Here is an 11,384-nt window from a genome sequence, read left to right on the forward strand (position 1 = left end):
ACTCTTCGCCATGGCGCATATCTCCATTCGACCTGTTCGAGATAAAACGCACCGGCCTAGAATCGGTTGTCATGTTTTTTGTAAATCTCAATAATCCCACGTGAGCCAGCCCGGCACCACCCGCCCGGCGTGGATGTCCTCGTAGGTTCACATCTTCCTCGATTCGGGCAAGGAGATTTTCAATGGCCAACGCTCAAGGACAACTCGTCTTTACCCTGAACCATCTGATCGAAGTCGGCAAGGACGGCGAACTCACTTGCATGACCGGCGCCCGTGAAGTGTACGACGCCGAGATGCGCAGCATCCTGACCGGCACCGCCGAATCCTGCCGCAATTCGGTGACCGAATTGCAGGCCCTGGTCAGCTCCCTGGGCGCGGTGCCGCGCGACCGTGGCTCCATGGCCGGCACGATGCATCGTGGCTGGATGGAGGTGATGCACATCATTGCGCCGCACAACGATGACGCGGTGCTGCAGTTGTGCGAGCGCGAGGAAGACGCCGCCAGGCGCGAGTACCGCTCGGCGCTGGCGAAAGACATGCCAGAGGAAATCCGCTCAGTGCTCCTGCGTCAGTACGAGGGCATGCAGAAGTATCACGAACGCATCCACGCCATGCGTGGCATGCAAATTCACTGACGCGCTGAATCACGCCTGATTGACCCGATCGCACCAGGCGGGCCGGAAGCCGACAAGCTGCCGGCCCGCTTCTTATTTCGACGCCGAAGCTTGCGCCGCCTTAAGTAACGCGCCTGGAAGGCGACACGGTGAACTCGGGACTGCCCGGCTGCGACGACCGCCATTACCCTGGGTAGACGTCAGGCGGCCCGGCGAACCTCCGCCGCCACCCCGGCCAGCATGAGGTCGAGGTTCTGCACTGCCGCCCCCGAAGCACCCTTGCCGAGGTTGTCGAACACCGCTGCCAACAGCACCTGCCCGTGCTCGCGGTTGGCGAACACGCCCAGGCGCAGGTCGTTGGTGCCGTTCAGTGCCTGCGGGTCGAGGTGAGTGGCAGCGGCCGATTCGGCGAGCGGCATCACCTCGACATGGCAGGCGTCGGCGTAGTGGTCGAGCAGGCAGGCGTGCAGCCTGCCAACGTCCGTGCCGGATGCCAGCAGGTCCAACTCCAGCGCCACCGTCAGTACGATACCTTGCCGGAAGGCGCCGTAGGCCGGCACGAAGGCGGGGCGCCGTGCCAGGCCCGCGTGCTGCTGGATTTCAGGCGTGTGCTTGTGCGCCAGGCCCAGGCCATAGACCTGGAAGGGCAGGGCCCGGGTGGCCTCCGGTCCCTCGTAGGTATCGACTGCGGTGCGGCCGCCACCCGAATAGCCCGACACTGCGTGGATGGCGATGGGGTAGTCGTGCGGCAGCAGGCCGGCCCCCACCAAGGGGCGCAGCAGGCCGATCGCCCCGGTGGGATAGCAGCCCGGATTGCTGACGCGCAGCGCGCCCGCGATGCGCTGCGCCTGGCCGGCGGCCATCTCCGGAAAGCCATAGGTCCAGCCGGGCTGCGTGCGGTGTGCCGAACTGGCGTCGATCACACGCACCGCAGGGTTGACGATGGACGTCACCGCCTCGCGTGCGGCGGAGTCCGGCAGGCACAGGATGGCGATGTCGCAGCCGTTGATGGCGTCGGCGCGGGCGCGCGCATCCTTGCGCTGGCCGGCGGGCAGCGTCAGTAGGCGCAGATCGTCGCGTCCGCGGAGGCGTTCGTGGATCTGCAGGCCGGTGGTGCCCTGGTCGCCGTCGATGAAAACAAGAGGGTAGCGCATGGGATGGATCCTCGGAAGTGGCGTGAAAGTGGCGTCCCCGGCCGGTGCAGCATCAGCTCTGCGTTGGTGCGGCCGGTACAGGAAGCGCCATCTTGCGCCACCGGATAGAATCGAAAAAGTTGAATATCATGACGATGAAGTTCACCTTTCCTGAACGATATCCTCGTCAGCAGATACGCCCTTAACCGGAGTGCCACCCCATGCGCGAGATCAGCCTGGACCGCCTGCGTACCCTCGTCGCCATCGCCGATCTGGGTTCCTTCGCCGAAGCTGCGCGCGCGTTGCACTTGGCTCCGCCCACCGTCAGCCTTCACATTGCCGAGCTGGAAGCCCGCGTCGGTGCGCCACTGCTGACGCGTAAGCGCGGCGAGGTGCGTCCGTCGTCCATTGGCGAGACACTGGTCGATCGCGCCCGCCGCCTGCTGGCCGATGCCGACCTTGCGCTGGACGACGTGCAGCGTCAGGTGCAGGGGTTGACCGGCCGCGTGCGCCTCGGCGCCTCGACCGGGGCCATCGCCCACCTGCTGCCGCAGGCGCTGGCCATGCTGGCGGAGCGGCATCCCGACATCGACGTGCAGGTGGCCGTGCTCACCTCGCAGGAGACGCTGGCGCGGCTGGCCGCCGGCACGCTGGAGGTCGGTCTGGTGGCACTGCCACAGGCGCGCGTGGCGGGGCTGACCATCCGCCCTTGGCGGCGCGATCCGGTACGGGCTTTCCTGCCAGCGAGTTGGCCCTGCCCGGCGCGCATCACGCCAGCCTGGCTGGCAACGCGCCCGCTGATCCTGAATGACGGCACCACGCGCCTGTCGCGCCTGACCGCCGAGTGGTTCGCCAGCGGTGGCCACAGGCCGGCGCCGCGAATTCAGCTCAATTACAACGACGCCATCAAGAGCCTGGTGGCGGCCGGCTATGGCGCGGCCCTGCTGCCACACGAGGTCACCACGCCGGCGCCGGATGCGCGCGTAGTGATGCGGCCGCTGCGGCCAGCGTTGTGGCGGCGACTGGGGTTGGCGCACAGCGGGGAACGGGTAGAACGTGCCACGGAATACGTACTTGAGGCCCTGTGGGCGCTGCGGGCGGGGTAGCGCCGTTGGCCACGCGTCGACCGGCGGCTGTGCGAGGCGCCCAGACCGGACCTTCCAGGGCGTTGCCCGGGGGCATCGTCCGCGCGGCCTGCGTTGCCAGCCATTGGCCTGCGCTATCGGTGCTGCGGCGCCGAGGGTAGGCGTGCAGCCAGCCTGACAAACTGCGCCGCTCCAGGACGTTGCGCCCGGGCGAAAGTAAGTCGCGGTCGCTGGTGGGCGGGCGCGCGGGCGTGCTAAGTCGGTCCGAGCTCGCGAGAACGACAGCGTCCGTTCGGCGTCGTTGTTCCTGGCCAATCTGAATGTCGGGCACCGCCTGATGAAAGAGGTGCGGCTCTTTCCGAGTCTGCTAGCGCAAGGCGGTATCCGACCCGAAGCGGGCGTTCGGACGATTGCGCTCTGAATGACCGTGCCCAAGTGGAGATTCAACCGGTCGATGCAAAAACGCGGACACCCGAGGCCATCTGTTTCATCGATGTTACGAATTAAGCATCAGGCAGGACAGAGTTGACTGGGAACCCGTTGTCATTTGCCGTTGGCACCATATAGTAAGTCTGTCTGTCTCGCCTTATGCGGATCGAGTGCGGTGGAGAATTGCGTGGATTTTTTAACGTTTCGATGCGCTTGATCGCACGAATACCAACGCTCAAGCGCACCGCGATCCCAACTCGGAAAACGGGCATGCTGCAACGGGAAGGTAGTCGTTTTTCGCGCGTGGATCGGCCGTTCAAACTGCGAGAGTCAGTGCCGGTGATGTGCAGTCGGCGGTGCAAAAGGCGTTTTACCCTTTTTTCGCGAGGCACAGAATGAAATCAATTTCCAGACGCCTGTCTCGTTTTATTTCCCAGGGTCTCGCAGGTGGCGGCGTCATCGCGCTCACGTGCGCGATCGGCACAGGCTCCCAGGCGCAGACGCTTGGCCCACTTGTCCAGGTGGCCGCGGGCGATCCGTTCAGTGGATGCGCTGCCGACCAGGTGCACGCGCAGGAGGCCGCATTCGGGAGCATCCTTTATCCAGCCACGTCGATCGAGCCGTGGGTGGCGGCTGATCCGACCGACCCGTCTCGCCTACTCGTGGGCCACCAACAGGACCGCTGGAACGATGGTGGCTCACGCGGGCTCGTCGGCGTCGTCTCCAACGATGCGGGCAGCACTTGGACCAATTCGATCCCGACCGGCGTTACCGAGTGCACCGGGGGTAAATTCGGTCGCGCCTCCGATCCCTGGGTAGACTTTGCGCAAAATGGAACGGCGTTCTTCTTCTCGCTGGTGTTGGATCCGATGAAGCCGACGACTCCGCTTGGCGCACGAAATAGCGCGATGCTGGTCAGCCGGTCCGTCGACCACGGCGCGACGTGGCAAACTCCGGTTACGCTGATCCGCAACAACTCGCCGCACGTGCTAAATGACAAGAACTCGCTCACCGCCGATCCGACCGCGAGCGGTTTCGTCTATGCGGTGTGGGATCAACTGAGCGTCTTCCCGCACACGATCGACGCTGCTCAATTGCTGGCGGAAAACGATGGTGTCGAAATCGCCCGCAAATTGCTTAACGCTACAGCGGGCGGTGCTCCGTCCTTCAAGTTTAATTTTACCGGCCCGACCTTCTTCTCGCGATCCATTGACAATGGTGTGACCTGGAGCACGGCCGCCCCGATCTTCCAGCCGGGCACGAACAAACAGACGATCGACAACATCGTGCGGGTGTTGCCTGATGGGACTGTGCTCGATTTCTTCACCGCGATCGGTGTCACGAAGGCGGGTCTCAGCATCGGCTATATAAAGTCCACGGATAAGGGAGGGAGCTGGAGCGGGCCGACGTTCGCCAACGATATTCACGTGGTCCGAGTGGTCACTCCGGACACCGGCGCGCCGATACGCGATGCCTCCATTCTCTACAGCGTGGCTGTGAACCCAGTCACGGGGGCAATCTATCTCGCCTGGCAGGACGATCGTTTTTCGACGGCCATGTGCCCCACGCCAACAAGTTCCACTGGGTCAATCCCGATCGACGGGATCGTCTTCAGCGAGTCGGATGACGGCGGGCTAACCTGGTCGGCGCCGGTGATGATCAACAAGACGCCGACGAATGCCACGAACCCGTGTCGTCAGCAGGCCTTCATCCCCGCGGTGGTGGCGTCGGGCGACGGCAAGACGATCGTGGTGACGTACTACGACTTTCGTAATGACGGGAAGACATCTGGCATCGAGGGCACCGACTATTTCGTGCTCTTCTGCCCTACCTCCAGCGATTGCACGAAGCCCGCCAACTGGGGCAATGAGCAGCCTCTGACCACAGCCTCGTTCAACATACTTGACGCTCCCGTGGCGCGTGGCCATTTCCTTGGCGATTACATGGGCTTGACTGCTAGCGGGCCCAAGACCGTGTATCCGGTATTCGGCATAGCCACGGGTCTCAACGTGACGGCGGAATTCACCCGCCAAATCACATTGCCATGAGCGCAACCGGCGGCGGCTGGAGGAGCGTCGCCGCCCGGTCCTCCGGGATGCGCCAGGGTCCCGGCAACCGCTCATATGGGGAGGGGAATGCGCGAACTCTCTGCGATGATGCAGCAGTGTTTTCGTTGCGTGATCGCCTTGGACGCCCGTTCCCTGCACTCCCGAACCGCAAGGTCTCTTCATGATCTTCGTCCCTTTTTCTGAAACCAGCCATTCGGAAATGAACACGTATGGGAGAAGCCAATGGTTTGGCCAATGGCCGTCTGTCAGTATCAGGTAGCGAAGGTCCGCAGTAGGATGTGAATCGGACGTTTCCATGAACGAGCACCAGCCTCAGCGAAGGACCGGTCATGGCCGGCAATGGCCAAGAGAGGGAAGGGCGCTGGCCAGCCAAGCCCGACCCATTTCAAGCATTCGTGATGCTTGGACTCGAGCTTGGGAAGGCGTCGTTCAGTCTCGATCCAAAATGGAAAGGAGCTTCCCCTGCCATGGGTCAGCATGCATCCTGCCTAAGGCTAGTTCAGCCGCCGAGTCCTCATAGGGATCGGTTTGCCTGTCACCAGCGCAAAGAATATGTAACCATTTCTACCAGGAGCGTTGACAGGCGAGAATCGGCAAAATGCCAGGGCAATATTCTGGATGCAGGCGATCTCATTGCTTTCCCTCCAGTCAGGGGGGAAGTAGGCTTGAATCTCTCTTTTCGTACTTATTCTGTACTCACAACCAGAATCGCAGGAAACATCCTTCCAATCTTTGGCCGGCAGTTTCCCGAAGACTACCCATTTGTTGCCAGAGCGAGTGAATCGGTAAAGCACGCCGGACGGAGTTCGATCTTCCTTTAGCAACTCATAGGTGCCGGCGTCCGAGTCTGACAACTCTCCCGCGGACGAAATCGGTATCAGCGAGATGGATACTAGAAATAGAAGCAAATGCTTCATGCTCATGATCACGTCCTTTCAGATCTGAAGTCTACCGGCGTCGAGTAGGCGGGACGGTAACATCATATCGACGGGACGAGGCTCGTTTCATACGATTGCGCACCCAGCGTTGCCTATGAAGGGAACAAGTGGATTCCTGAAGTCACCGGCCCGTTGCCTCGTACCGCCCGTACGGCCGTTCTTCGGCCGGAAGAGCCATCGGCCGGGGCCGCCGACGAACTTACGCTCAGCGGCCGTTGCGGACCTACACGGCCCACCGATAACGGCCATCCAACGAGTATTGGGCCGGAAGCATCCCGCTTCAGGCCTCGGAATCTTCGGGAGTGCTCGATTCTGATTCCATTTCACCGCCGCCGAGGGTGGCATTCGCAAGCTCAGCCGTTTCCTTCGTGACTTGCTGGACTGACAAGTAAGCAGTCTGGGCTGCGTGGATGGCCGACTTCACGATGGCCACGGTCGACTCCGAAGCAACTGGGCTAGCTTCCGAGACCTTCGCAAAAAAGGCCAGCAACTTCTCTGCATTGGCGGCTTGGACGCCTTCAATAAACGCTGAGAAATCAAGCTGTGCGGCGTCGGAAATCTCAGAAAGTTGACGGATGTAGCTCAGGAATTTCTCTTGCGCCGGCTTGATGGTCTCCTCTTGGAGCGCCAGGATTTCTTGAGTACTCGTTGCGGATAGCGCTTTCAACGTAACATTGGTGCCGTCAGCGAAATGGGCCCTACTTGCTTGCAGATTCAACGCCGTAAGCCGCTCCAGGCTTTCGAAGACCTTTAGTGTCAGCCCGCATAAGGTTTCCAGGCTGGCACGCTGCGCGGCGGCGATCTGTTCAGACGTAAGGAACATCTGCGTCTCCTTTATCGCATTTATCTTCAGAGCCGGTACTCTAACCGCTGACGATGACAGCGCAGTGACCAATCGGCTCCGGGTTTACGCCATGGGAATCATCTGGGCATGGAGTCTGGAGTAGCTCAGCGAAACTAACCCTTGGTTTCACGCATTGCACCATCCTTTTTCGGCAACGTCCTTGTCGCCGATCAATTTGCAAGCCGCCTGCGGGCTGCCACTGAACTTGATCCCATCCGCGGTGAGGTGTGCGCTTTATGATTAGGGCCTATGGAAACAAAGCTGCCTGCGATTTCCGCACAGGTTGCCAGCGCTGGGACAGCTCTGATGAATCGTCTACAGTATCGATTATCGTCGTGACGATCAGAAGGATCCTCATGCGCACTCGGAACATTGCTGGCATCGTGGCGACGGCGCTGATCTTGGGATCGGCTTCAGTGCTCGCCGACGAGCATGGACACGAGGCAAGCGCAGACCAGCTAGGCAAAGTCAGCTTCCCAACCTCGTGCGACCCGAAGGTCCAGCCACTGTTCGAGCGTGGCGTGGCGCTGCTGCACTCGTTCTGGTTCACCGAGGCGGGCAAGACCTTCGCGGTGGTCATCGAACAAGATCAGGGCTGTGCGATCGCCTACTGGGGGATCGCCGTAAATCTGTTGGGCAATTCACTCGCAGGCCCGCCACCGCAGCGCGATGCCCAGGCGGCGTCGGAAGCCCTTGCCAAGGCTCGTGCGGTTGGGGCAAAGACCCAACGCGAGCGTGACTGGATCGGCGCGATCGGCGCGTATTACCGTGACTACGACAAGGTGCCCCTCGGCGCCAGGCTGTTGGCCTACGCGGACGCCATGCAACGGATGACGCAGCGCTATCCGGAGGACGACGAAGTCTGGATCTATTACGCGCTCTCCCTGCAGGCTGCCGCCCCACCGACTGACCGAACCTATGCCAACCAGCGCAAGTCCGCTGAGATTTTGGAGAGGCTGTTCGCGAAGAACCCGCAGCATCCCGGCGCCGCGCATTACCTGATCCATGCCTACGACTATCCGCCTCTTGCGGAAAGGGGGCTCGCCGCGGCCAGCAAGTACGCCATCATTGCTCCCGCGGCGCCACACGCGCGGCACATGCCGTCGCACATCTACACGATGCTCGGGCGATGGGAGCAATCGATCACGTCCAATCTGAGCGCGCTTGAGGTCCAGCCGGATTACTACCACGCGTTGGACTTCGTGGTCTATGCGCATCTGCAGTTGTCGCAGGACGTGAAGGCGCGTGCCTTGATCGACAAGGGAGTGGCCGACGCCATGCAGAAGCCGCCAACCTTGAAGGGCTACAAGAACTCGGTTGCAGCGATGCCGGCGCGCTATGCACTTGAGCGCGCAGACTGGAAGGGCACCGCCGCTCTGCCCGTCACCTCGAACAACTGGGCGTACGCGGATTCGATCACGCGCTTTGCGCGCGGCATCGGGATGGCGCGCAGTGGCGATCCGACCAGCGCAAGGCTGGAGATCGACGCAATGAAAAGTCTGCGCCAGGACCTTGAGAGAGCGAATGAGTCGTACTGGGTGGCACGAACCGAGGAAGAGATTACCGCTGTTGCGGCATGGATCGCGCTGGCCGAGGGCAACCGCGCGCAGGCGGAGCAATTGATGCGAGCAGCCGCAGACGGCGAGGACGCCAGCATCAAGAACGTGGCTATGGAGAACCGGCTTTTCCCGATGCGGGAGTTGCTTGCGGACTTGCTGTTCGAGGAAGGAATGCCGGGCCAAGCCCTGCATGAATACGAGTCGGCGCTGCGGGAATACCCGAATCGCTATCGCGGGCTGTATGGCGCGGCGCGTGCAGCGGAAGCTGCCGGGCAGCGCGAGATGGCGACCGACTATTACAGGCGACTCCTTGCGCTCGCGAAGAATGCAGACAGCACGCGACCCGAGACTGCGGCCGCCAAGGCGTATCTTGCGGCGCACTGAATGCGCGTCGAATTGCAACTCGCATCACTGGCCATCGAAAGTCCGTTAGCTTGGCGGGTGCCGACGTCCGGATCTCCAAGTAATGGCATGGGCGAGCGCCTCCTCATGGCCGGCTACCGCCGTTGCGCTTTTGCCATCTCTGGCGAGTCACGGTTAGCCGCAGCGTGCCGGGCCGGACTGCACGTGAGGCCCTGGCATCGCTGGGACGTGGCGATAAGGCACGATAACGTTGCCTTATCTTCGTGACGACGCGGCCTCGCGCTGTTCCCCCTGATCCACGGCTCGGCCTTCTCTGCTGCTGCAACGTTCGTCAGTGGTGCTAAATTTGCGTGCAAAGCGTCACAAATTTATGAACCCAAGGGTGACTGTCAATCATCTTCGTTGGTGCGTCGTTTCGGATATTGCGAATTCGATTATTTCGAATTATCATGCGCGGATACGTAGCATTCGGAGCCCTTCATGCACGCAACCATCACCAACACGACGCTGCCTTCGGCAAACGAAAGTGCTATCGCCCGTGAATCGAGCCGCAGCCTGGCTGTAGCCTTGGACAGCCGCTCCGAGACGCAGCAATTCGACTTCAAGACTGACAAGGGCGAGTTGCATAGCGTCACATTGCCCACCTCTGCGTTGAGGCTTCTCGTCGAGGTTCTCGCTGAAATCGGCCAAGGGAACGCCGTCTCTATCATTCCCATTCACGCCGAACTGACGACGCAAGAGGCGGCGGACCTGCTTAACGTCTCTCGGCCGTACTTGGTTCAGCTGCTAGAGAAGGGGGAGATTCCGTTCCGCAAAGTCAATACGCATCGGCGCGTCCTCTACCAGGACGTTGTTAGCTACAAGCAGCGCATTGATGACGAGCGACGTAAGGCACTAGACGAACTCGCGGCGCAGGCCCAAGAGCTGGACATGGGCTATTGAGCATGGCTTCCAACTTGGCTGTAGTCTACGATGCCTGCGTTCTCTATCCTGCGCCGCTGCGGGATCTGCTGATGCGTCTCGCGCTGACCGACCTGTACCGTGCCAAGTGGACGAATGAAATTCATGACGAGTGGATTCGCAACCTCCTCGCGCGGCGGCCGGAGCTTTCGCCGGATCGCCTAGCAGGCACGCGCGAACTGATGAACCGAAGTGTTCGCGATTCGCTGATTAGCGGGTACGAGCACCTCATTGAGTCCATTAAGCTGCCTGACCCTGACGATCGACATGTGGTTGCGGCCGCGATTCATAGCGGCTCTGAGGCAATCATCACGTTTTTAATATGAAGGACTTCCCGGAAGCCGCACTCAAGGAGTTCAACGTCGAGGCGATCCACCCGGACGATTTCGTCGTAGACCTCTTTGATCTGAATGCAGGGAAGGTCCTAGCGGCAGTGGCGGAACACCGTGCTGTCTTTGAAGAATCCGCCGAAGTCTGCTTCGGAGTATTTGACTACCCTTTCGGCACAAGGCCTGACGCAAACGGTGTTGATCCTAACGCAGTACAGTCTGGCAATTTGAATCCCCCGGGCGGTTTTGCCAGCCCGTCCTCATCTTGGGGGCGGCGACCGATGCAGACGTCATGGCAAGGCGGCGACAATTGGATATCGCTTCACCGAGATTTCCCAATCAGGGACATTGTCTACGCACTGAGTAGACAATTGGATTGAGTTGACTGGCTTGCTGCATTTGCTCCTGCATACGGCGGGGCCATTGCCTCGGCGCAAGAACAGGTGCTGCAGCGAGCTTGGAGCAAGATCATGCAAGCCGACGACGGCTTTCACGTCGAAAAGGTGGTCAAGCACATTTCAACATAACGCCCGATCTCAGAAAAAGCTATTGGGCCTTCGTTGTGGGCAGGGGCAGGTGACCCAGGGCCGGTGTGGGGCCGGCCGCCCCTCACTCAACTGTCGCCGAAGGGTTGGCGGGAATGGGGACAACATCGAAATGGGCGGCGGCATACAGTGCATTGCACGCCCAGACTTCAGCGACTTCCACGGTGTACCAGATGCTGAAGACGCTTGGCCTGCAGGCCAAGGTTCCGAATGCAGGCTATCTGCTGTCCGGAGTATTCTGAACAAACCAGACTGATTGGAGATGCCATGACGACGAGCTCTGCGAAGAAGAAGATTGCCATCCTGGACGACTACCAGGGCGCTGCCCTCACGGTGGCCGACTGGTCGCCCCTGAAGGAGAGGGCGGAGATTGTTGTCTTTGGCGAGCACGTCGACGATGAAGGCAACATCGTCGAGTGACTGCGCGATTTCGATGTGGTATGCGCGATGCGCGAGCGCACGCCCTTCCGGCGCCCCTTGATGGAGCAGCTTCCGAAGCTGAGGCTGATTGCCTCC

Annotated in this window: 9 protein-coding genes and 1 pseudogene; 7 read left to right on the forward strand and 3 right to left on the reverse strand. The window is 61.1% G+C overall.

The window, feature by feature from the left end:
* Window positions 1-182 precede the first annotated feature (182 nt).
* On the forward strand, window positions 183-635 hold the full coding sequence (locus RM96_RS24520) for a PA2169 family four-helix-bundle protein (protein ID WP_039014329.1): 453 nt from the start codon (window positions 183-185) through the stop codon (window positions 633-635).
* A 179-nt stretch (window positions 636-814) separates the two neighbouring features.
* On the opposite strand, the gene argC is transcribed toward RM96_RS24520, so the two are convergent.
* On the reverse strand, window positions 815-1,768 hold the full coding sequence (gene argC / locus RM96_RS24525; protein WP_039014330.1) for an N-acetyl-gamma-glutamyl-phosphate reductase: 954 nt from the start codon (window positions 1,766-1,768) through the stop codon (window positions 815-817).
* A gap of 200 nt (window positions 1,769-1,968) precedes the next feature.
* Between argC and RM96_RS24530 the strand changes: the two genes are divergently transcribed.
* Entirely contained in the window at window positions 1,969-2,853 is an 885-nt protein-coding gene (locus RM96_RS24530) for a LysR family transcriptional regulator (RefSeq protein ID WP_039014331.1), read from the forward strand.
* An 803-nt stretch (window positions 2,854-3,656) separates the two neighbouring features.
* The gene (locus RM96_RS24535; RefSeq protein WP_039014332.1) at window positions 3,657-5,309 is read left to right on the forward strand and encodes a sialidase family protein; all 1,653 of its coding nucleotides are present in this window, start codon (window positions 3,657-3,659) and stop codon (window positions 5,307-5,309) included.
* 515 nt (window positions 5,310-5,824) lie between these two features.
* Here the strand turns inward: RM96_RS24535 and RM96_RS37635 are convergent.
* Complete coding sequence (locus RM96_RS37635) at window positions 5,825-6,253, reverse strand: hypothetical protein (protein ID WP_082016699.1); 429 nt, start codon at window positions 6,251-6,253, stop codon at window positions 5,825-5,827.
* 295 nt (window positions 6,254-6,548) lie between these two features.
* Window positions 6,549-7,091 (reverse strand): phasin family protein, encoded by a 543-nt coding sequence (locus RM96_RS24540; protein ID WP_052279724.1) that lies wholly within the window; start codon window positions 7,089-7,091, stop codon window positions 6,549-6,551.
* Window positions 7,092-7,468: 377 nt separating this feature from the next.
* On the opposite strand from RM96_RS24540, the gene RM96_RS24545 reads away from it, so the two are divergent.
* The 4 genes and pseudogenes from RM96_RS24545 (at window position 7,469) to RM96_RS40715 (ending at window position 11,288) form a co-directional block, all read left to right on the forward strand.
* On the forward strand, window positions 7,469-9,055 hold the full coding sequence (locus tag RM96_RS24545) for a tetratricopeptide repeat protein (protein WP_039014333.1): 1,587 nt from the start codon (window positions 7,469-7,471) through the stop codon (window positions 9,053-9,055).
* A gap of 459 nt (window positions 9,056-9,514) precedes the next feature.
* Entirely contained in the window at window positions 9,515-9,976 is a 462-nt protein-coding gene (locus RM96_RS24550) for an excisionase family DNA-binding protein (RefSeq protein ID WP_039014334.1), read from the forward strand.
* 2 nt (window positions 9,977-9,978) lie between these two features.
* Window positions 9,979-10,554: pseudogene (locus RM96_RS24555) on the forward strand (PIN domain-containing protein).
* Window positions 10,555-11,135: 581 nt separating this feature from the next.
* Window positions 11,136-11,288 (forward strand): hypothetical protein, encoded by a 153-nt coding sequence (locus RM96_RS40715; protein WP_193752518.1) that lies wholly within the window; start codon window positions 11,136-11,138, stop codon window positions 11,286-11,288.
* Window positions 11,289-11,384 lie beyond the last annotated feature (96 nt).

The organism is Cupriavidus sp. IDO (assembly GCF_000812465.1).
In the GTDB taxonomy this organism is placed as follows: domain Bacteria; phylum Pseudomonadota; class Gammaproteobacteria; order Burkholderiales; family Burkholderiaceae; genus Cupriavidus.

Excerpts from the sequence above, each read along its gene's own strand:
- RM96_RS24520 (WP_039014329.1), top strand. The coding sequence starts at position 183 with ATGGCCAACGCTCAAGGACAACTCGTCTTTACCCTGAACCATCTGATC.
- argC (WP_039014330.1), bottom strand. The coding sequence starts at position 1,768 with ATGCGCTACCCTCTTGTTTTCATCGACGGCGACCAGGGCACCACCGGC.
- RM96_RS24530 (WP_039014331.1), top strand. The coding sequence starts at position 1,969 with ATGCGCGAGATCAGCCTGGACCGCCTGCGTACCCTCGTCGCCATCGCC.
- RM96_RS24535 (WP_039014332.1), top strand. The coding sequence starts at position 3,657 with ATGAAATCAATTTCCAGACGCCTGTCTCGTTTTATTTCCCAGGGTCTC.
- RM96_RS37635 (WP_082016699.1), bottom strand. The coding sequence starts at position 6,253 with ATGAGCATGAAGCATTTGCTTCTATTTCTAGTATCCATCTCGCTGATA.
- RM96_RS24540 (WP_052279724.1), bottom strand. The coding sequence starts at position 7,091 with ATGTTCCTTACGTCTGAACAGATCGCCGCCGCGCAGCGTGCCAGCCTG.
- RM96_RS24545 (WP_039014333.1), top strand. The coding sequence starts at position 7,469 with ATGCGCACTCGGAACATTGCTGGCATCGTGGCGACGGCGCTGATCTTG.
- RM96_RS24550 (WP_039014334.1), top strand. The coding sequence starts at position 9,515 with ATGCACGCAACCATCACCAACACGACGCTGCCTTCGGCAAACGAAAGT.
- RM96_RS40715 (WP_193752518.1), top strand. The coding sequence starts at position 11,136 with ATGACGACGAGCTCTGCGAAGAAGAAGATTGCCATCCTGGACGACTAC.